We start from the raw sequence: 21,762 nt of genomic DNA on the forward strand, positions 1-21,762 counted from the left end.
GGCAACCAATGGTGTATTTATAGTAGCTGGCGACCGTATATCAGGTCAAAACCGTCATCTATGCATTTATGATATAATTCAACCACATAAATTCCATAACTATAAGCACGATAATGATGACTAAAAAATCTCTAATCCAATCCCCCGAAGCGATAGAAAAAATGCGTGTCGCCGGCAAGCTTGCCAGCGAGCTACTGGTCATGTTAGACGAGCATGTCAAAGTGGGCATCAGTACTGAAGCGTTGAATCAAATTGCCCATGATTATATCGTTAATGTGCAGCAAGCTATCCCAGCACCGCTTAATTATAATGGCTTCCCTAAATCGATTTGTACTTCGGTCAACCATGTGGTGTGTCACGGTATTCCTACCGAAAACAAACTGCTTAAAGACGGCGACATTATCAACATCGATGTGACGGTCATTAAAGATGGTTACTATGGCGACACCTCAAAAATGTGGATTGTCGGTAATGGCTCCATCATGGCCAAGCGCATTTGTAAAGTGGCACAAGATGCCTTGTACGCGGGTATGAAAGTGGTGAAGGATGGTGCACGCTTGGGTGACATCGGCGCCGCTATTCAAGAAGTGGTCGAGCCTGAACGCTTCAGTATCGTACGCGAGTTCTGTGGTCACGGTATCAGCAATGAGTTCCATCACGAGCCCCAAGTCATGCATTACGGTAAAAAAGGTACAGGCTTTGAGTTGAAGACCGGTATGACCTTTACTATTGAGCCAATGATAAATGAAGGCAAATGGCAAACCAAAATTCTACCGGACGAATGGACGGCAATTACTAAAGACCGTAAGCTGTCAGCGCAGTGGGAACATACCATGGTCGTAACAGATAATGGCTGTGAGGTATTTACTACCCGCCCCGAAGAAGATTTAAGCTTTTTGACTCAGTAATATAATAGAAGATCGCTTAGGCGGTCTTTTTTTTGGCCCATTTTATTGAAATATTGGTAATATTTCCTAAATAATATTCCTTAAAGAGCCTGACTGATAGTTATCAAAAATACTATCGAGGTGCTTTGGTAGCCATAACAGAATGAATTCTGTAATAAACTACTATAAAAGTATTCTACTGGTTTTGCTATAGGCCTATTATGTAAGGTAAGCATTACGCTTGCTTATTTTCTGCCTTTATACTTTTTATTACGCTTATTATGATTTTATTACACTTATTATTGTTGTATTACACTTATTATTGTTCTTATTTTAAATTATTAATTGGATAACGCTCATGTTCACTTGCGATGTCGCCTCCATTTATCTTGCTCCGCTACCGCCACTATTATTAGCTCATGTACCAGTAGCAGACACTCCTAGAGACAATTTGCTACTGGGTATTCCTGAATGGCTAACGCAAATCAATGAGGATATCAGCCGAGAGCTTGAGTGCGGCGTTAGTATTCGTCAATTGGTAGCCGCACGTGCCTGTGCCATTGATGGCTTGCTAATCGCGTTATTCTCGTGGTTTAAGCTTGATAAAACCGATTTGGCACTATTTGCTACTGGTGGCTATGGTCGCGGTGAGCTATCGTTATATTCAGATATAGATATCCTGCTACTCTCCCCTAACGAAGTCGATAGCGATGTCAGCACGAAGATTGACCGCTTGGTGGCTATGTTATGGGATATTGGCCTTGAGCCGGCATTATCGGTGCGTAGTGTCGAGGACTGCTTGGATGCCGCGCTCGATCACACAACGGCTAGTAGCTTGCTAGAGGCCAGGCTGTTGATTGGTAATGAGGGCTTACAAAGCGTTCCTGACGAAATCGTTAATAAGCAGTGGTCACAGCGTGATTTTTATGACATCAAAATCGCAGAGGCTAAAGGGCGTTACCTGCAACACAATGCCACAGAATATAATCTTGAGCCTAACATTAAGACCGCCCCTGGTGGCCTACGTGATATTCATATCATCGGCTGGGTGACTAAGCGTTACTTTCGGATCGGTAAGCTCTATGACTTGGTGCAACAAGACTTTTTGACTGAAAAAGAGTTTGATGAGCTGAACTTTGCCGAAGGTTATTTATGGCAAATACGTCATTATTTGCATGAGCTAACGGGCCGCAATGAAAATAAGCTGTTGTTTGATTATCAGCGTGATATTGCTCAACGTATGGGTTACGAGACTCGATCCGATGATCAGCCTAATGCCGCGGTAGAGCGTTTTATGCGTGATTACTATCGCTGTGCGATGCAAATATCAACGCTATCTGAGATGCTGATTAATCATTACTATGAAACCATTATAGAGCCGAATCTGCCTGATGATGAACGTCCGAGCAAACGTCCTCTGAATGCCCGTTTCAATCAAATCGGCGAGCAAATTGCGATGGCGCATCACCGCATTTTTGCCCAGCATCCTGAAGCAATTTTAGAGATGTTTTTACTCATGGGTCAATACGGCATTAAGAATGTCCGTACCCGAACCCTACGTGCGCTAAAAATCGCAGCTCGCGGTATCGACCAGACTTATCGTGATAAACCTGAGCATCAAGTGTTATTTTTGGCCAATATAAAAGAACAAAACTATCTGTTCCATCGTCTACGAGCTATGAACCGCTATGGCGTACTAGGCAACTATATCCCAGCCTTTGCGCAAGTGACTGGTCTGATGCAATATGATTTATTTCATCGTTATACGGTCGATGCGCATACGCTGTTTCTGATTCGAATTTTACATCGTTTTACCGATCCACGCTTTTATGAAGACTTTCCGCTGGTCAGTGCAATTTTTCAACGTATTGAGCGTAAAGAAATTTTAGTATTAGCGGCGATGTTCCATGATATTGCCAAGGGTCGCGGTGGCAATCACAGTCAGCTTGGTGAAACTGAGTCGATTGAGTTTTGTCTTGCGCATGGTATGAGTAAAGCCGACGCCAACTTGGTCGGCTGGCTAACCCGCTATCACCTCTTAATGTCGCTGACCGCCCAGAAAAAAGATATCTCCGACCCTGAAGTCGTGACTATTTTTGCTGACCTAGTGAGTAACGTGACTCACCTCAATCATCTGTATGTTTTGACAGTCGCCGATATGAACGCAACCAATCCACAACTTTGGAACAGCTGGCGGGCGACCCTTATGAAGCAGCTTTATTCGCAGACACGGCGTATTTTGCGTGCTGATATTGATGCGCCGACTAATCGGCAAGATATGATCAGTGCCACGCGTAAACAAGCGCTTGTGATGTTAGACAATGTTGATAATCAACACATGGATCGCGATGAAGTGCTCAGATTATGGGATGATTTGGGCGATGAGTACTTTTTGCGGGAGATTGTGGAGGACATCTTATGGCATACCGAGGCTATCTTGAATCATCCGCCTATTGGTCGTGCCTCTGACGCTGATAGCGCACCGTTAGTGGTGCTGCGTGAACATCGAGAACTGGCGCTTGATGCCGTACAGGTCTTCATTTACACCCAAGATCAGGTCAACTTATTTGCCGTAACTATGGCCGTATTTGATCAGATGAATTTGGACGTTTTAGATGCGCGTATTATCACCGCTACCCGTGATTTTGCCTTGGACTCTTACGTGCTACTAGATCGAAGTGGCACGCTATTAGTCGATGAAAACAGTCAACAAGAGCTTAAGCAGCAACTGATTGATGCCTTTAAAAACCCTACTGCCCCTAAGCTTACCCAAAAACGTATCCCACGCCAGCTTAGACACTTTGAAGTGGAGACTATTATTAGCTTTGAGTTTAATGAGGCGTCAGAACAGCACATAATGAGTTTGCAGACGCTTGATCAGCCAGGACTGCTAGCGCGAGTAGGACAGGTGTTCTTGCAACAAAAGATTGAAGTTCACTCTGCCCGTATTACTACCTTGGGCGAACGCGCAGAAGATATGTTTTATATCAGTGATCAAAACGACGCACCCCTATCTGCGCACAAACTTGAGACATTACATGCGGCTCTGAAGGCCAGTCTTAGCATACGTAGCGATGGTACCTATGCTTAGTGAAATGCTTAGTGAAATGCTTAGTGGAATGCTTAATGGAAGATTTAGTGAAAAGTTTGATAGCAGGCTTGATAGAGGTTATGGCTTAAAGAGTATTGCTTAAAAACACTTAGATCATGCTTTTGTAGATCATCTCGCCGGCATAGGGTGTCAATTCATCGTCGGCAAGCTCTGGTGGTAAAGCTCTCGCTTCTATTATATTTTTTCCTAGTAAAAGCCGTCCGGCATCGACTTCTTTTTGCAATAGGCATTGCAAGCTCGCCAGACGTAATTGCGCCTCATAACGGTCATGAATATGCTGTAAAGAGATCGGCGTATGGGCATGAATATCAGGAAAAATACTATCATTGGCTAAGACCACCATCTCGTTTAGCGCTTGTTCGCGCGCTAAGTCAGTGTTATTGATATTGCTTTGGAGATGATTGGCCAGCTGATCTTTGAAGCTAAACATAACGACAAAAAATACTATCTGGAACCCGAGTACGGCCATATATTGCCATAAGGGTGTTGATATATTTAGTAGTTTACTCATTAACATGAGTAGTATGGCCACTACCACAAAACTGACAAACTGCCATAGCAGCCACATGATTAAGCTATTGTCCCCAAACCAAAACATTTGCCGCTCTTTTAGCATAGTAAAGCGCTGACATGCTCGCCACCATTGCTGCTCACGCTGCTTTAGCTGCTCATAAAACTCAGAGTACTGGGCATTATCATTGGAAAATTTGGGCATGTCAGTCAAGCATCCTTACAGTAGCTCCATTATTAGCCCACCAAGTTATATGGCGGTCCTTACATCGATTGTTATAAGATATCAGCGATAAGACAAAAAATTAAAGAAGTGCTAAACTGCTCTAATGTAATTTTTCTTTATAATTTTATTACTATTTGTCTATTATAGATATCATACTTACGAATCACAACTTATAGTTATTATGCCTATGAACCACAATCTAACGCACTTGCACCCTTATCCCTTTGCAAAAATGGCCACTTTGCTTGCCAGCAGCAGCCCCGCCGCTAACTATTCTGAGATTAAGCTCGGTATTGGCGAACCAAAACATGCGCCACCAGCATTTGTGTTGGACGAACTAAAAGAAAATCTAGACAAGATATGTCTTTATCCAACCACCAAAGGTATTTTTGAGCTGCGTCAAACCATTGCCCATTGGCTTGAGAAGCGCTTCTTTCTCCATCATGTTGATGCCAATACCGAAGTTTTGCCAGTAATGGGCACGCGTGAGGCAATTTTTAGCTTTGCGCAAGCAGTAGTTGATCATAAGGATACGGAGGCCAATAAAGAGAACATTACAGAAGTAGGTACAGAAAATCCGCAGACTGGCTCGGCTAAGCACAATCCTACTATCGTGATGCCCAATCCTTTTTATCAAATTTATGAAGGCGCGGCGATACTGGCACAAGCAACGCCGTACTTTGTGCCCTGTACGCGTGATAATGCGTTCAAAGGTGATTACCGGGCCGTACCAAGAGAAGTTTGGGAGCGAACGCAGCTGTTGTTTGTCTGTAGCCCGAACAATCCCACCGGCTCGATGATGACGATGGATGATTGGGAGTTGGTCATTCGTTTATCAGACCAATATGGTTTTATTATTGCTAGTGACGAATGTTATAGTGAGCTGTATTTCGACACCGCGCCTATTGGCCTGTTGCAAGCCTGCACGACTCTCGGTCGTAACAGTTTTAAAAACTGTGTGGTGTTTCACTCCTTATCAAAGCGCTCGAACCTCCCTGGCCTACGCTCAGGGTTTGTGGCTGGCGATGCCACTATTTTGCAGTCATACTTACAGTACCGTACCTATCAAGGCTGTGCGATGCCGATACCGCATCAGCTTGCCTCTATCGTCGCCTGGCGGGATGAGAAGCATGTGGTACAGAACCGAGCGCTATATCAAGAAAAGTTTGCACTATGGATGGCCGAGCTTGGTGGGTTATTACAGCTACGGATGCCAGAAGCGGGATTTTATTTTTGGGTAAAAGTCCCTGAACAGTTTGACTGCGATGATGAGATTTTCGTCAAAGCGCTATATGCGCAAGCCAATATTCATGCATTAGCGGGACGCTATTTATCGCGTGAGGTGAATGGCAAAAACCCAGGACAAGGCTATGTCCGTATTGCCTTAGTTGCTAGTGTTGAGGAAAGTCGCGAGGCTATTAGCCGCATCCGTAAACTGCTTAACGCCTAAATTAAAAACCTCAAGGCCAAAATTTGGCATTGCTAGCCGCTTAAAGGCCAAGGGAATAAAAGCCTAAAAATTTGCGATGTTAAAGATTTAAAAGAATCCCTGATAATATCAATGTTATCAGGGATAAGTGGCAAGATAGTGCTATAGTAAAAGATAGTGCTATAGTAAAAGATGGTGCTACTATAGTTAAAGTACCTTAAAAACGCGACGGTACTGCTGATATAAGCTTTTTGTAGCCTCTGTCTGCATAAGCACAGCAAGCAAGAAAAACTTATGCCAGCAGTAGGTTATGTATCGATATTACTTTTCATTGACTATATCTGCCACCTGCCAAGCCGTTCTTACTAAACGTGCCATCAAGGATGATGCCATGCCCCATCTTGATTTTACCCAGCCTCCCTTTGACGTTTTAAGCCCAGCTGAGCGCCAAAGTCTTAAAAAAAATACCCAAGTCCGCTATCTTGCCGAAGATGAAATCTTACTCGCTGACGATTTGCAGTACTTTTTTGTCGTACTAAAAGGACAGATTGAGAAAAGTCTGGGTGGCGAGTTTGTGGCTGCCTACTTGGGCAGTAATCACTCCGATCATATTAATAGCAATGACTGGTTTGACAGTCGCCGCACCCCTGAATCACATGCCCAAGAGAGTGACAATACGCAGCACTATCAGTTCCGTGCTGCCGAAGACACCTTGCTGCTACAAATTGATGGGGCAGCGATTGATAGGATTAGTGCGCAAAACCATCTGGTGCGTCAACTGTTATCAGATAAGCTTCCTGAACGCTTAAAAGCCTTGCAACAGCGGCGCAGTGCCCAAGGAATAGGCGCTGCCGCTACCAGTTATACTGCGCAGCAAGAAATCCAGCAAATCATGTTACGGCCCATAACCGATGTTATTTTATTACCGGTACATATTGTTGATGCAGATAGCAGCTTATATCAAGCAGCGCGTATCATGACTGAGGCAGGGCTTAAACATGTGCTAGTAAGACCATCAGGTCATTTAGAAAACGTAAACAGCTCAGATCGTACGTTAGGAATTTTAACTGACACTGATATTTGCCGCGCCGTCAGTGATCAGCAAAATCCTGCTACCACTTTATGTCAACGCTATGCTAACTTTAATCTACGCACTATCGATGCTCATGATGAGATTGGCGATGCGCTATTGACCATGACCCGCTACCGTATTCACCGCTTGCCGGTGATTGATGCTAATGGCAATGTAGCAGGCGTGTTGGGTCAAAGTGACATGCTCGCTCATCTCGGCCATCATTCCCAGCTGATCAGTATCGAAATTGAACAAGCCAAAGATTTAGACAGTTTGGATACAGCTGTCGAGCTGATTGGACGCTATATTCGAGCGCAGCAGCAAAACGGGGTCAAAATTGGTATCGTCAGCCGGATGGTACAGACCCTTAACGCGCAGGTGTTTACCAAGCTATGGCAATTGATTGTCCCTGATGATGTTATGCAAAATACTTGCGTAATTGTAATGGGCTCAGAAGGCCGCGGCGAGCAGATCATGCGCACAGATCAAGATAATGCGCTTATTATCCGCGATGACTATTCGCATCCTGAGTTGGCGCAGTTTGCTGACGCCTTTAACAATCAATTGGCAAAGCTTGGCTATCCACTATGTGATGGCAATATTATGATGACCAACCCCATGTGGCGACAACCACTCAAGACTTTTAAAACCCAAATTAGCTTATGGTTTAAGAATACCGATCCGATGCATGGTATTTATTTGTCTGCGATACTAGACGGTGATTACGTTTGCGGTGATGAGTCATTACTGACCCAAGTACGCGAGCATTTAAAAGTGGCACATCGCCAAGCAGATGGTATGTTCGTACGGCAGTTTGTTCGTGCCGCCTTACAGTTTGGCGAAGTCAATCAATGGTGGCAAAAGTTTGCCCCTCTCCTTGGCAGATCCAGCTCACACGATATTGATCTCAAAAAGTCTGGGCTGTTCCCACTGGTACACGGTATTCGTACGCTGGCGTTAGAGCATGATATTTTACAGGTCCCAAGCTCCAGAGACCGACTAAAAGCATTGGTACAAGCCGGCGCATTGACGCAAGAGCGCGCAGATAACCTGGGTGAGGCATTAGAGTTTTTTATGGCACAACGTTTGGCAGTCGCCTTAGCCACAGATGATAAGTATGCGCGGCAAGTTAATCCAACCACCTTGTCAGCACTTGAGCGTGACGTCTTAAAAGAGTGTCTAGCGGTGGTCAAAAGCTTCAAGAACCAGCTGCGTCGGCACTATCAGTTAGAGATAGGATAGTAGTTAGAGATAGGATAGTAGTTAGAGATAGGATAGCAATTAGAGATAGAATAGCAATTAGAAATAAGATAGACAGCTAAAGATAGAATAGAGGGGTTAACTTATGTGTTATGGCTTATATTTTACGGATTTGGAAAGGCTATGAGCTGGCTTAAGCAGTTAATGACTTCATGGCAAAAAACACAGCTACAACGACCAGAACTGGCATCTATGTTTGCGCCGCCCGTAGCTGAGTGCTGGGTCGCTATTGACTGCGAGATGACTGGACTTAACCCCAAAAAGCACCATTTACTATCAGTAGCTGCTATCCATATTAATGGCGATACTATTGATACGGGTAATGGCCTGCATCTGGTCTGTCGCCCACCAGTTATGCCTAATCGCGATACTATCGTTATTCATGGACTACGCAGCGCGGATGTTGAGATCGGTATCAGCTATGATGAGATGCTCGCGCTACTGCTACCCTTTATTGATAATAGACCCATAGTAGGATTTTGCCCGCAGATAGATACCAGATTTTTAAATCCATTGGTGAAGCATTATATGGGCACTGCCCTACCTAATGAAGTGATTGATGTGCGCCAACTATACAGTCGGCGGAGGGGCGGTCATACTCAAGATATCCCTAATCAGTCGCAGCATTTGAACAAGATTCTGGCCCATTATAATATTCCTCAATTAGGAACTCATGATGCCTATAACGATGCGGTAATGACTGCCATGGCATTTTTACACATACGCTGATGGTGGTTGATGGTGGCTACTTTTGCACGCTCGCGGCAAACTTTTAAAAACAGGCATCTATAGTTAAAATATCTTAAAAACGCTACAGTACTGCTGGTATAAGCTTTTTGCAGCCTCTGTCTGCGTAGGCACAGCAAGCAAGAAAAACTTATGCCAGCAGTACGTTATATATCGATATTACGTTTCATTAACTATACTTTTGTTATATGAGTTTTGTGGCGTCGCTGCGCCAATTTAGCAACTCATGTTAACATAGGCGGTTTTTGCCACCTGACAATAGATTGCTCATGCGTACCCTCTTTCAGTCCTGCCATCAGTCCTTCCATCAATCCCGCCATCATCGCCCATTTATCAATGACACTGTATTCTTTCCAGTAAAACTGCGGCTATTTAATAAGGCCTTTATGCCCTCAGCAAGGCCAACTGCAGTCTGTACATTGCTTGGTGCGTGCATGGTCTTAATACCTTTGAGCGCTCAAGCCATATTACCAGAGGCCATTCAAACAGCACTTACTCGAGCAGAGTTAACGCCAGATGATATCAGTATCATAATAACGCCAGTCGGCGAGAAACAGGCCAGTCGCTTGCCACTGCCGATTCAGGTTATTGATAGTTCACGTGTTCTTGATACTCGTATTGACAGTGCTAGCCCTAATAATATCAGTACTGAACCTAAACTAATGACAACTACCAATGCTAGCACTACAGATCAAAAGCCTTCTAAGAGCGTTGATATTAATAAAGGCGTCAACAGCCAAGCCACACTTATTATTATTGAGAAACAGGTCATTCAACGAAAAGAACGCCAGCTAAACGCTTATACCGACGACCCTTATACCCACCAAAGTCTCAATAGTGAGCCATCCATCCTGCCAACGAATCAGGGCACTAGTGATGACTCTGCTACTATTAATAATGAATCAATAGCCACTAAAGCTATATTAGCTCCCTTGCTGAGCCACCAACCCAATATCGCGCGCACGCCTGCCAGCACTATGAAGCTCATTCCTAGCTTTATTGCTCTTGATACCTTGGGTGCTGACTTTGTTTGGCTGACACGGGTTTATCATACTGGCATGGTAATTGGTAATCGTTTGTATGGCGACCTCATTATTCAAGGTAGCGGTGATCCAAAGATGACTCACGAGCGCCTGCAACAACTCTTATATCAAGTACAAAAAGTAGGTATTCATCATATTGATGGTAACCTCATTATTGATAGCGCTATCTTTAAAAATATCAGCAAGGATCCTGCGGCTTTTGACAACGCCCCACTACGACCTTATAACGCCAGTCCTGACGGATTTTTGGTCAACTTTGGCAGTATGGGTATTCACAGTTATCCGCTAGGTAATGGCCAAGCACAACTAAAATATACCCCTGAACTGGCAAACTATCAGCTACCCAAGCTGATAGACACACGACCCGCCGCTTGTTCTCAAGCAAGTTATAGTTTGGCACCGCAATGGCAAACGGATAAATTAAGCCTCAATGCCAAGCTACCCGATAGCTGCGGTGAGCATATATTTTATGTGACTTATCCTGACGCTAAAGACTTTGCCGCCCGCGTGGTTGCCAAAAAATGGCAGCAGCTGGGCAATACGCTTAGCGGTCAAGTGCTGACCCAAGAGACCGTTTATAAACCTGCTCTAGGTGCTCAAGCCAGACGCGGTTTAGCAGCATTGCCACTGTCACCGTTACCGATCGTCAGCTATCCATCGCTGACGCTTACTCAGCAGATATATGATATCAATCATTTCTCAAATAATGTTATGGCCGAACAAGTGACGCTATCATTAGGGGCTTACGACAAGGGTAATCAAGATCAGCAAAATTTGGCGATGCCTACAGTACAATCTACCAGTAACGCTATATTGCAACCTACTAGCAGCGCTGCCACCAGCTTATATCAGTTCGGTGGCCCCGTCGCTACCAGCTATCCTCAAGCACTACAAACTATTAATGACTGGTGGCAAACACATCTGATCACGCCGCCACCCTATCTGACCAATGGTTCTGGGCTATGCCGAGAGTGTACCGTTACCGCTGCTAACTTGGACGAGCTGTTAGCTTACGCGTATCACCAGCCAAGCTTTGCTGCCTATGTTGATTCATTAGGCGTCGCTGGTGTGAGTGGCACTATTTTGCATCATAGCGAGCGCTTACCAGATTCGGCCGCTATTGGACGGGCATGGATCAAGACGGGCACTTTGAATAATGTCACGGCAATGGCAGGTTATGTCAAAGGGCAGTCAGGCCAAGACTATACTGTGGTAGGATTGATTAATACCAAAGAAGCGTTAAACCCCTATGCTGCCAGACCGGTATTGGACATCATGTTGGACTGGACTGCTCAGCACTGATGGCGACTAAGAAAGCTTTAGCAGCATGACAGCCGTGACAGGTAGCTCTTAAGAACCAAGTGTTACCCTGTTAATTAAATAATAGTTTTGATTCTAATATAGGCAAGTATATGTCAAGCAACAGGCCCACCCTTAGTAAGCGCCAGGTTCAACCAAACCACTCTGGACAACTTGAAAAGACCAGGTTGGTGCAATACGTAGGATTTTTTGCGATTGGCTATGTGCTCTCAAGCGCGGTTTTCATGATGATTCAAAGCAAAGTAACCATTAGCTCACAACTGGTCACCGTACTATCGGTCTTAATTGGGGCTTATATTGCGGTAAATAAATTTATTAAGCATCACCAGCGTGCGCTGACCGCCAGCGAAATTAATCGTTTAACAGTGGGCAGTATCGGGGCAGTCTGGCTCGCCACCATTATTTATTTCTTTAGTCTATGGCTATTACTGTTCGATGCTATCGATCGTGAAGTATTGATTGAGATGACCGCTCAGCAGCCCCTACCTTTGCTTAGCGCCTTAGTAATGATATTACTACTCACTTTGGTCAGTGCTCGTATAGGTGTTTGGGTATTTAATCGCTTACTTGCCCCTAAATAAAAACCATGACGCCAGGCAGTTAGGATAGTCGCTCTATGTCTCACCTAAATTTTTATGGGTCGAGCGACTAATTAGGCAAGCCACTATAACGCGCTACAAAATTTTTATACTATTATTGAGTAAATTGGTTACGCTAAATTAAAGGGCTGTGTTGTTGAGGTATAAGCTACCCGACATTATCGCTATTTGTCTCACTATTAGGAGTAAAGTAATATGGATATGCTACTTTTTGACAATATAGACAAGCTTGGACGAATTGTACTTACCGCAGCTATGGTATATGTCTTAATCGTGTTGATCACTAAGGTTTCAGGCAAACGCTCCACATCCCAACTCAATAACTTTGATTGGATCGTCACGGTGATGATTGGCTCCTTAGGCGCCAGTACTATTTTGCTCGAAAACATACCTTTTATAGAAGGTGGCGCTTCCATCATAGTGCTGTATTTATTACAGTTTTTAGTAACTAAATACGCTGCTATTTCACCACAGTTCAGCAGCGTTATTTTGTCTGAGCCACGCATTGTATTTTATCAGGGTCAGTATTTACCTGAGGCCATGCAAGCTGAGCGTCTGACCCGCCAAGAGCTTGATTGTGCGATGCGCTCGGAAGGCATCCATAGCTTAAGTGATATTGAGGCCATAGTCTTTGAGTCCGATGCAAAACTCACGGTCATATCCAAGTCCAAATCTTCTGCACTGGCTGACGGCGAGGTTCAAGTTTCTGAGACTATTGCCAACTTGACCTAGATTCATTGAAACCGAGTCTTACTGAAATTTAGACTCGTTGAGATGAAGGTGTTTATAGCACTCAAATTGACTTTGAGAGTGTTGGATGCCTCTTGGATCTTAGTAACAACGAATAGATAATCATGGATATGCCTCTACTCTGCCGTTAACTTAGTGATCAAATCTTGATTACTAGCCCTAATTACTAGCCTTGATGACTAGTCTTGATGACTAACATAAGGAAAAAGTGAGGATAAATTCAGGTGGTGATCTAAGAGCTATAGTTTTTATAATGATAATGAAGCCCATAGAAAAGGACAGTGGTATAAGCCTGACTGTCCTTTTTTAAACTATTATTTAATTAGCTAGAAACTATAACACTATTTTATGCGGCTCCATGTCTGTGTACGACCGAACATAGGCAAACCGACATAGCCACGAAGCTCGAGACTCTGTCCGTTATCACTTAAGGTCATTTTACCTGAATAAGTTTTGCCATTTTCAGGGTCTATGACTGTGCCATCCGTCCATACATTGCCGCCACTAGTTTTAAAACCTGTCAAGAATTTCAGCCCTAAAACCGGTTGATCCTTGAGTGATCCAGAGCAGAGAGTACACATTTCTTTGGCATCTGCAGGATCAAAGATTTTAACTATCTTGCCAGATATTTGTCCGCTATTTTCTGATAGTAAAACAATGGCTTTTTTCTCACCAGTTTTATCATCTACAGTTTGCCACTTGGTGTCACTAAGTGAGGCGGCTAGAGCAGCAGTAGATAATAAGGTAGTTACGCCGACGGCTAATAGACCAGATATAATGCGATTCATAAACGATTCCTTTCGCGAGTAGTAGAATATCTAAAACAATATCCCAATGAATACTTAAATATTATTAGACAATCGTTCAATTAAAAGGTAGTAAACCACACATACGTCTAGTAGTAAAGTATATATTTCACTAAAAAAATACTGTTATAGAATCAAGCTCGATGGCGATCGGTTATACTTTCAATATAAAGTCGCTCCCTGCCATGGATGTGTTAAAGTTTTCAACGATATTTACTGGTATCGAGTGACCTTGATATCACTCTGGTTGATATCACTCTGATTGTACTAAAATTATACCAACTGTTAGATAAGTGACACTATTAGGTGAGCAATACTATATGAAAGCAAGAATTTTGACCGTTGGTACTAAAATGCCCCGTTGGGTCCAAGAGGGCGTTGATGAATATTACAAACGTATTCAACCCATGCTGAGCACCGAAATCGTTGAACTTGCGGCTGCTAAACGCGCCAAAAACCCTTCTGATGCTAATGTAGCGCAATACTGTGAACTAGAGGGTCAAACTATATTGGCCGCCCATGCTACTGCTGGACGGGAACAGCTATGGGTGTTGGATGTCAAAGGTAAGATGCTGTCAACGGAAGACTTGGCAGGTAAACTGACTGCTGCAATGCAGCAAGGCGATGACATTGCACTGGTCATCGGGGGCGCAGATGGGGTATCACAAGACGTATTGGCACAGGCCGATATGAAATGGTCGTTGTCAGCACTGACACTACCTCACCCTCTAGTGCGCGTGGTGCTGATGGAACAATTGTATCGAGCCATGAGTCTTAATAATAACCACCCTTATCATCGCGGCAATTAACAATGTATGAGATCCACTACGTATAAAACCAACGAGCAGACGATTACGGTGGCAGACCAACTAACGAATCCGCTGTAATAATTCAGCTAAAATTTTTAATCGGCAGCCAGATATCAGTTTTATATTTAACTTCCTATTTTTGAGCAGTCCATAAAACCTCATTAGCAATCAAATAGTAATAGTAAAATAGATTGAAAAATTGGCGCACGCCCTAATAGACTGAACATGAGCTATCCAAAATTTGCTAATTCTAATGTATCTAATCCTAGTCAATATCGCGATTATAATCGCAATGCTGCCGACACAACGACACCTATCACTGGGGCCGTTGCTTGGTCGGACGCGCCTGCTGGACTGACAAATGCGGCACGCTTGCCAGCGTTGTTTATTTCTCACGGTGCGCCAACCCTTGCGATTGAACAATCAGCAACCACTAGTGCATTAGCCCGTATGGGACAGAACTTACCCAAGCCGCGTGCGATTATCATTATGTCTGCACACTGGCTATCTTCTAAACTTGAAATCAGTAGCAATCCTAAGCCCAAGACCTGGCATGATTTTTCGGGCTTTGATCCCGAACTATATCAGTTAGAATATCCAGCAGCAGGTAATGCGCCGCTTGCCGAATCCCTCGCTCAGCAGCTGAGTGGACGCGGTATTGCCTGTAGTGTCAATCCAATACGTGTGTGTGATCATGGCGTATGGTCACCACTGCGGCATCTGTATCCACAAGCCGATGTCCCTATCATCCAAATCTCCTTACCACAGCATTACGACAGCGTCGCCTGTTATCAATTAGGCGCGCAGCTGGCGCACTTGCGTAGTCAGCAAATAATGATTATTGGCTCAGGAAACATCACTCATAACCTACAAGCGTTACGCTGGCAATCTGAAAGTGTCGATTATGCGGCTAAAGATTTTAAATTATGGCTACTTCAACAGCTCAAAACTGATGTTCCTACCGCGTTGGACTGGCAGCAGTATCCTAACTTTCGTAATATCCATCCCAGTGACGAACACTTATTGCCATTGTTTTTTGCGTTGGGTGCTGGCCAACGAGTCTCTGTGGTCCATGAAAGCATGACACATCATAGCCTTGGTATGGATATTTATCGCTTTGACTGATGGATTTTTTGAGCTTAATAGCCAGTACTAAACAACATACACCCGGTTATTAAAACCGTATGCTCAAGACTCATATCTGTAAGAACACTCTTCTCATCTACTATAATCAATGAAAAGTAGTATCGATACATAGCGTACTACTGGCATAAGTTTTTCTTGCTTACTGTGCCTAAGCAGACAGAGGCTGCAAAAAGCGTATACCAGCAGTACCGTCGCGTTTTTAAGGTATTTTAACTATATACGGCGTTGCTACTCCCAGGGTTCTGGAAATAGCGACACCGTACAGCATCTTTTTGAAGTAGAATAACTGTACTGAGTACTTATAAAGTTAAGCTGTTTTTGAGAGAAGTATTACAATTCAAAAGCGGGTTTAGTAAACAGACCTGCGCGTTCCATCTCTCCTGCGACACTCAATAACGTGGCCTCATCGTTCATACGGCCAATTAATTGCATACCAATAGGCAAGCCTTTTTTGCTCATTCCTAATGGCAATGACATAGCAGGTAGTCCAGTAATATTACCTAATATAGTAAAACCCATTTTACCTAATACTGGTGCGCTTAGCTTCTCGATCATGCCCGAGCTAAAGGCAAATTTACCCATATTAAAGCCTTTATTGAGCACGCCAGCGCTGCGCATCAGCATCTCATCCATACGACTTGGTGGCAATATGCCATGTTTTACTGCAGCTGTTGGCACAGTCGGACTCAGAATCATATCGTATTCCGTTAGCAGCTTACCAGTTTGATATTGGCTTTCATGCCAGCCGTGTTTGGCATGGACCAAATCTACCGCTGATAATGAACGTCCCAGCATCGCCATATTATAAGTTTGTGGTTCAAGGTTTTTTATGTGCTCCGCCCCAAAACAGTTTTCAATATTATCAATAGTGAAAGCTGTATGCGCGCAAACCACCACCAAAAAATCATGCCAAAACTTGTCAATGTTTATATTGGGCTCAGCAGGAATGACCCGATGGCCCATTGACTCTAACTGGGCAACAGTCTGTTCAAGTACCGCTAAGACCTCTTTATCCACTACAGTATTAGCCACTAATGGCTGTTGATGTAAAGCAATGGTTAAAGGCCTTGGCGCACGCATCGCCGCCTGCAAAAATGTGCCATCAGGCGGTGCGATAATGTAAGGTGAGCCGATTTCGGCACCGCTGGTCGCATCGAGCATCGCGGCACTGTCACGAACGCTACGAGTGATAACATGATCGGCGTTAGCGCCATCCCAACCTTCGCTGATTGATGGACCTTGTGGATTGCGACCTCGACTTGGCTTGAGCCCAAATGTACCACACCATGCCGCAGGGAAGCGTATCGAACCACCACCATCACCTGCACCCGCCATAGGAACAATACCGCTAGCCACTGCTGCTGAACTTCCACCTGATGAACCGCCAGTGCTATAGCCTTCTTTAAAAGGATTGTGGGCAACACCGTGTGCTTTGGGTTCGGTAGTAATGATCAAACCAAACTCAGGAGTATTGGTTTTGCCAAAGGTATTGACCCCGGTCGCTTTCATACGTTTAACAATTTCACTATCATGCTTGGTCACAATGTTGACGCTGCGACTGCCCATAGTGAGCGGCTCATCAGCAAAATCAAACGATAAGTCTTTGAGCAAATAAGGCACACCAGTGAAAGCCCCTGCGGGCAATTCTGCTTGCGCTGCATGATAGGCGCGCTCATCAAAACGATGAATGATGGCGTTGAGTTTTGGGTTAAGTCTGTTAGCAGTATCAACCGCCGCATCCAGCAACTCTTTGGCACTTACTTGCTTGGAGTTTACTAATGCTGCCAATCCTAACGCATCATATTGGTTATATTCTTTAAACATGTCTGACCTTCCTTGGTATATAAGTGTTGACTGAGTATAGCGCGTTAAAACAAAAGGCAATAGGCACAAGAAGGATAATGACCAGTCAGTAGAATGACTTATATCGAAAATATTATACTTCTCGCTCTTGATTTTAATGTTTTGTAAGACTAATTTTGGATCAAAAAAGGCGAGCTACTCTCGTAACTCGCCTCATATTTACACGATCAGCAGTATTAGTTTTTACATCAATAGCTCACGCTTACCACTTTTACCCATAGAGCTGACCAGTCCCGCCTCTTCCATCGAGTCGACAATACGTGCGGCACGGTTATAGCCAATACTGAACTTGCGCTGGATACTAGAAGCAGAAACCTTACGAGTTTCCATGATAAAGCCAACCGCATCATTGTAAAGATCATCATCTTCACCCGATGGACTACCAGCACTACCACCGCCAGGACTAGAGAGCTCAAAGTTGCCTGCCATATTATCAATATAATCGGGCGCGCCACGTTCACGCCAAGCATCACAGATACTATTGACCTCTTCATCACTAACATAGGCGCCATGGACGCGATCCGGTTCAATTTGCCCCGGCCCTAAGAACAGCATATCACCATTACCGAGCATGTCCTCAGCACCGCCACTGTCCAAGATAGTTCGCGAATCTACTTTAGAGTTGACTCGCAGAGCGGCACGTACCGGAATGTTGGCCTTAATTAAGCCGGTGATGACATCTACTGATGGCCGCTGGGTGGCCAATATCAAGTGAATGCCTGCCGCCCGAGATTTTTGTGCCAGTCGGGTGATCAACTCTTCTGCCTGCTTGCCCACCTGCATGATCATATCGGCAAATTCGTCAGCGACAATGACAATCATTGGTAAGGTTTTAAGCTTAGGTGCTTGGCTGATGCTGACATTATCGTTGGGTCGCCATAATGGATCTAACATCGGATTGCCTGCTTTTTCAGCAGCGCGGACTTTTTTGTTAAACTCATCTAGTTTACGGACTTTAAGTAAGCTCATAAGCTGATAGCGGCGTTCCATTTCTGCCACACACCATGACAAGCTACTGGCCGCTTCCGTCATATCAGTCACGACTGGCGTCAATAGATGCGGAATATCATTATAGTTGGCAAGCTCAAGCTGCTTAGGGTCGATTAAGATAAGTCTCAGCTCACTAGGCGTATATTTAAGCAGCATCGACAGCAGCATAGCGTTAACCAATACTGATTTACCGGAACCTGTGGTACCGGCGACCAACATATGTGGCGCGCGCGCAAGGTCAGTAATAATCGGCTTACCACCGATATCCTTGCCCATTGCCATACTAATTTGCGCTTTGGGGTCGTTAAACTTTTCGGTATCAAGCAACTCAATTAAGCGTACCATTTCACGCTGTTTATTAGGTACTTCAATACCAATGTAGGGTTTGCCCGGAATGACTTCGACCACCCGCAAAGACGCCATTGATAATGAGCGTGCCAAATCACGCGAAATACCAGTCACCTTACTGGCTTTTACACCTGCGGCAAGCTCTACCTCAAAGCGCGTGACCACCGGCCCCGGTATCGCATTCACTACTTGCGCTTTGACATTGAACTCTTGCAGTTTAATTTCCAACAGTTCTGACAACTGCTCAAGCTCCGCTAAAGTATAGCTGGGCTGACGATTAGGATCTGGCTTATCGAGGATAGATACCGCTGGAATGGCCGACAGGCTGTCGCGATATTTGGCCGTTTGCATCGACCGTGAACGCTGAGAAAAAGCAGCATCGTCATGAATTTCAGGCATGACGGGTGTGTCCAAATCATCGTCAGCAGACCTATCATGCTCTGGCATCATGTCAGTGATGTAATTACTCGAGTCGCCATCTGCTACCAAAAATTTAAAGGTCGGCTTAGGATCTACTACGGTCTCAGCACTGGTGCTTTGCTCAGCAGTTTTGACTGAACCAGCGGTAGCCATCGTTGGAGCAGATTGTGGATTAGTAGGTGGCGTATTGGTTGAGGTCACATCAGCTACGGCGCTTGGCTCTTGCTGATGTGACTGAATACTACTTGCTACGGTAGAAACATCTGGGGTTTCGGGCACTATTGATGATTCAAAAGCATTTGATAACTCAGAGCCTTTATTATTGGCAGAGCTTTCATCATTATCAGGACTTTCATTATTAGCAAAGCCAGTAGTTGAGTCGTCAGCTGAGTTTGCCGGCTTGTCTAAGCCTGGTTGCGCGGTCGAGCTATATTGTTGGTCTGCTAATTCTGTACTTTCTGATAGTGTTAGTACGGAAGCTGGAACTGCGATATGCTCTGCTAACCAAGCGTCTGCTAATATATTAACCTTAGAAGTCAAGGCATGTGGTTCATTATTTTCAGCATCAGCCTCAGCAGCGCTATGAGAGCCCGCTTGATCAGGCATTTTTTGAACAAAATTCTCTTCTGAGTCAGAAGTGTCTACGTCGACAGTGAAGGAAGCGACGTGCGCCTCTGCAGGTGTAGATAATTCTGAAGGTGAGTCTGTATTTGAAAAATCAATGTTTGAAGCAGCCATAGCATTATTAGAAGCAGGTAGATGTTGCTCAGTAATAACTGGCTTATTTGCTAATAACTCTTCAACGGTACCCGCATCATTCCATGCAAAGCTAGGTTCCACTTTGCGTATTACAGTTGTGGCTTGATTAAAGGCAGTCGCTGATCCGTGGCTGTTGTTGCCGGGATGGCTAGCATAGGAGCTGGGTGTGGCTCCTGCTGTTTGTAAACCGTCGTTCATAGCATTTTTTGCCGCAGCCGACGCTATAGAGGCTTTAACGCTGGCACCAAGTCCTGATTTGGCTAAAAAATCGGTCAATGCATTACCGAAACGACCACTATTCTCTGCTACTGGATTACCGTTAACGCCATGAGTACTCGAAGTAGATTGTAGCTCAAGGGGCAACTGGCCATAGTCTGGCTGCCCTTGCTTGGCCTTCTTGCTGGTTGACTCTTTAGCGGCAACAAGAGTTTGAGTGGTTTGGTGTAGGCCGTTATCTGCTACCGCAGTAGACGGTTCCGTATGCTCACTCCTAACACCAGAACCGAACCAGGCTAAGTTGGTGAGCTTATGATAAAGAATAAGCCAATGGATATTAAACGCAAAGGTCGCGGTAATAATGACGAATACTGTCAAAAATGCCACGCTACCCCACTGTGATAACAGCTGAACCAAACGTACCTGTAATTCAAGCCCAATGATACCACCAGCAAGCCCTTTAAGCCCAACTGCTGCCGGATCTGATACTTGCTGAATTAAGGCGACTAATTGGGCAAATAAGGCACTGGCACTTAATATTAAAAACACATAGGCGATTAACCGTAATAGCCAAAACGTCGATTTATTATCCCACCAAATTAAGATGGATTCGTACACTATAAATGCCAGCAGCCACCATGCGCCAAAACCAAAAAAGCTATAAAGCAAGTCAGATAACCAAGCACCCATCGCGCCACCCATATTATTAATGGTGTTCATGTCGCTACTGATATGCGACCAGCTGGGATCATTACCGGTATAGGTCAGTAAAATAATGAACAGATAAACTGCCACTATTAGCCCAAGAAGGGTGAATATGCCTTTTTTTAAATACTCAATAAGTGCTGCTGATATCACGTAGGATCTGCCTTGTTATTAATACTAAATTATCGCCAACTCATGATTAAACCTAACCATGCTGACATAAAGTGCTCATTTAAATTTGGGTAGCGAACAGGCTATTATTACCCTGTCTATTATGGCATAGCTGCTGGCCTATTATGGTAGTACCAATGCACTAGTAACGCAGTACCAATGCAGTACCAATGCAGTACCGATGCAGTACCAATGCAGTACCAATGCAGTACCAATGCCGTACCAATGCGGTACCAATAAAGGGTACCAATAAAGGGTACCTAGGATGTCGCTTATGACGTAAAATACGTTCTTAGCACTTCGCAGCTATACATCCTTAGCACTTCGCAGCTAATAGTCATCTGCTAGGTATTTTATTAGATGACAAGATGTGCTAAAAAGTGCGCTATGTCCTAGAAAATGCGCTAAAAGATAATTGCGATTCAAATAGTGACAGCTTATAGAGTATTCGTTCTATAAGCTGTTGGTTCTATAAGGTGTTCGTTAATGACTATAGCCAGTTTAAAATAAAATAGATGCCCTTGTGTCAGCGTGCTACTGTTATAAATTTTTCTTGCTTGCTGTTCGCAGGCGT

14 protein-coding genes are annotated in these 21,762 nt (G+C 44.3%); 10 read left to right on the plus strand and 4 right to left on the minus strand.

What is annotated here, in order from left to right:
- The first annotated feature begins 116 nt into the window (after positions 1-116).
- Both map and glnD read left to right on the plus strand, forming a co-directional pair.
- On the plus strand, positions 117-908 hold the full coding sequence (gene map, locus H4W00_RS00065; protein ID WP_442966415.1) for a type I methionyl aminopeptidase: 792 nt from the start codon (positions 117-119) through the stop codon (positions 906-908).
- A gap of 337 nt (positions 909-1,245) precedes the next feature.
- Positions 1,246-3,978 carry a [protein-PII] uridylyltransferase gene (gene glnD, locus H4W00_RS00070; protein ID WP_209955267.1) on the plus strand — a complete coding sequence of 911 codons (2,733 nt, stop codon included), beginning with the start codon at positions 1,246-1,248 and terminating at the stop codon, positions 3,976-3,978.
- Positions 3,979-4,087: 109 nt separating this feature from the next.
- Here glnD and H4W00_RS00075 read toward each other — a convergent pair whose 3' ends face one another.
- Positions 4,088-4,714: a hypothetical protein gene (locus H4W00_RS00075; protein ID WP_209955269.1), complete on the minus strand. Its 627-nt coding sequence runs from the start codon at positions 4,712-4,714 to the stop codon at positions 4,088-4,090.
- A 208-nt stretch (positions 4,715-4,922) separates the two neighbouring features.
- On the opposite strand from H4W00_RS00075, the gene dapC reads away from it, so the two are divergent.
- The 6 genes from dapC (at position 4,923) to H4W00_RS00105 (ending at position 12,937) form a co-directional block, all read left to right on the plus strand.
- On the plus strand, positions 4,923-6,185 hold the full coding sequence (gene dapC / locus H4W00_RS00080; RefSeq protein ID WP_209955272.1) for a succinyldiaminopimelate transaminase: 1,263 nt from the start codon (positions 4,923-4,925) through the stop codon (positions 6,183-6,185).
- Between the two features lie 370 nt (positions 6,186-6,555).
- Positions 6,556-8,478: a DUF294 nucleotidyltransferase-like domain-containing protein gene (locus tag H4W00_RS00085; RefSeq protein ID WP_209955274.1), complete on the plus strand. Its 1,923-nt coding sequence runs from the start codon at positions 6,556-6,558 to the stop codon at positions 8,476-8,478.
- 141 nt (positions 8,479-8,619) lie between these two features.
- Positions 8,620-9,225, plus strand: coding sequence for a 3'-5' exonuclease (locus H4W00_RS00090; protein ID WP_209955276.1), 606 nt, complete (start codon positions 8,620-8,622; stop codon positions 9,223-9,225).
- A gap of 287 nt (positions 9,226-9,512) precedes the next feature.
- Positions 9,513-11,588, plus strand: a complete 2,076-nt coding sequence (locus tag H4W00_RS00095) for a D-alanyl-D-alanine carboxypeptidase/D-alanyl-D-alanine-endopeptidase (protein ID WP_334684824.1) — start codon at positions 9,513-9,515, stop codon at positions 11,586-11,588.
- Between the two features lie 110 nt (positions 11,589-11,698).
- Positions 11,699-12,187, plus strand: coding sequence for an ABZJ_00895 family protein (locus H4W00_RS00100; RefSeq protein WP_209955278.1), 489 nt, complete (start codon positions 11,699-11,701; stop codon positions 12,185-12,187).
- 213 nt (positions 12,188-12,400) lie between these two features.
- The gene (locus tag H4W00_RS00105; RefSeq protein ID WP_209955280.1) at positions 12,401-12,937 is read left to right on the plus strand and encodes a DUF421 domain-containing protein; all 537 of its coding nucleotides are present in this window, start codon (positions 12,401-12,403) and stop codon (positions 12,935-12,937) included.
- A gap of 359 nt (positions 12,938-13,296) precedes the next feature.
- Here H4W00_RS00105 and H4W00_RS00110 read toward each other — a convergent pair whose 3' ends face one another.
- Positions 13,297-13,743 (minus strand): DUF2147 domain-containing protein, encoded by a 447-nt coding sequence (locus H4W00_RS00110; protein WP_209955282.1) that lies wholly within the window; start codon positions 13,741-13,743, stop codon positions 13,297-13,299.
- A gap of 338 nt (positions 13,744-14,081) precedes the next feature.
- Between H4W00_RS00110 and rlmH the strand changes: the two genes are divergently transcribed.
- Entirely contained in the window at positions 14,082-14,570 is a 489-nt protein-coding gene (gene rlmH, locus H4W00_RS00115) for a 23S rRNA (pseudouridine(1915)-N(3))-methyltransferase RlmH (RefSeq protein WP_209955285.1), read from the plus strand.
- A gap of 225 nt (positions 14,571-14,795) precedes the next feature.
- The gene (locus H4W00_RS00120) at positions 14,796-15,695 is read left to right on the plus strand and encodes a DODA-type extradiol aromatic ring-opening family dioxygenase (protein ID WP_209955287.1); all 900 of its coding nucleotides are present in this window, start codon (positions 14,796-14,798) and stop codon (positions 15,693-15,695) included.
- A 351-nt stretch (positions 15,696-16,046) separates the two neighbouring features.
- On the opposite strand, the gene H4W00_RS00125 is transcribed toward H4W00_RS00120, so the two are convergent.
- Entirely contained in the window at positions 16,047-17,540 is a 1,494-nt protein-coding gene (locus tag H4W00_RS00125; RefSeq protein ID WP_209955289.1) for an amidase, read from the minus strand.
- A gap of 222 nt (positions 17,541-17,762) precedes the next feature.
- Positions 17,763-21,170, minus strand: a complete 3,408-nt coding sequence (locus tag H4W00_RS00130) for a DNA translocase FtsK 4TM domain-containing protein (protein ID WP_209955290.1) — start codon at positions 21,168-21,170, stop codon at positions 17,763-17,765.
- Positions 21,171-21,762 lie beyond the last annotated feature (592 nt).

The organism is Psychrobacter sp. PL19 (genome assembly GCF_017875835.1).
In the GTDB taxonomy this organism is placed as follows: domain Bacteria; phylum Pseudomonadota; class Gammaproteobacteria; order Pseudomonadales; family Moraxellaceae; genus Psychrobacter.

What these genes read in the sequence shown, in the direction of transcription:
- map (WP_442966415.1), top strand. Translation starts at nt 117, where the DNA reads ATGACTAAAAAATCTCTAATCCAATCCCCCGAAGCGATAGAAAAAATG.
- glnD (WP_209955267.1), top strand. Translation starts at nt 1,246, where the DNA reads ATGTTCACTTGCGATGTCGCCTCCATTTATCTTGCTCCGCTACCGCCA.
- H4W00_RS00075 (WP_209955269.1), bottom strand. Translation starts at nt 4,714, where the DNA reads ATGCCCAAATTTTCCAATGATAATGCCCAGTACTCTGAGTTTTATGAG.
- dapC (WP_209955272.1), top strand. Translation starts at nt 4,923, where the DNA reads ATGAACCACAATCTAACGCACTTGCACCCTTATCCCTTTGCAAAAATG.
- H4W00_RS00085 (WP_209955274.1), top strand. Translation starts at nt 6,556, where the DNA reads ATGCCCCATCTTGATTTTACCCAGCCTCCCTTTGACGTTTTAAGCCCA.
- H4W00_RS00090 (WP_209955276.1), top strand. Translation starts at nt 8,620, where the DNA reads ATGAGCTGGCTTAAGCAGTTAATGACTTCATGGCAAAAAACACAGCTA.
- H4W00_RS00095 (WP_334684824.1), top strand. Translation starts at nt 9,513, where the DNA reads ATGCGTACCCTCTTTCAGTCCTGCCATCAGTCCTTCCATCAATCCCGC.
- H4W00_RS00100 (WP_209955278.1), top strand. Translation starts at nt 11,699, where the DNA reads ATGTCAAGCAACAGGCCCACCCTTAGTAAGCGCCAGGTTCAACCAAAC.
- H4W00_RS00105 (WP_209955280.1), top strand. Translation starts at nt 12,401, where the DNA reads ATGGATATGCTACTTTTTGACAATATAGACAAGCTTGGACGAATTGTA.
- H4W00_RS00110 (WP_209955282.1), bottom strand. Translation starts at nt 13,743, where the DNA reads ATGAATCGCATTATATCTGGTCTATTAGCCGTCGGCGTAACTACCTTA.
- rlmH (WP_209955285.1), top strand. Translation starts at nt 14,082, where the DNA reads ATGAAAGCAAGAATTTTGACCGTTGGTACTAAAATGCCCCGTTGGGTC.
- H4W00_RS00120 (WP_209955287.1), top strand. Translation starts at nt 14,796, where the DNA reads ATGAGCTATCCAAAATTTGCTAATTCTAATGTATCTAATCCTAGTCAA.
- H4W00_RS00125 (WP_209955289.1), bottom strand. Translation starts at nt 17,540, where the DNA reads ATGTTTAAAGAATATAACCAATATGATGCGTTAGGATTGGCAGCATTA.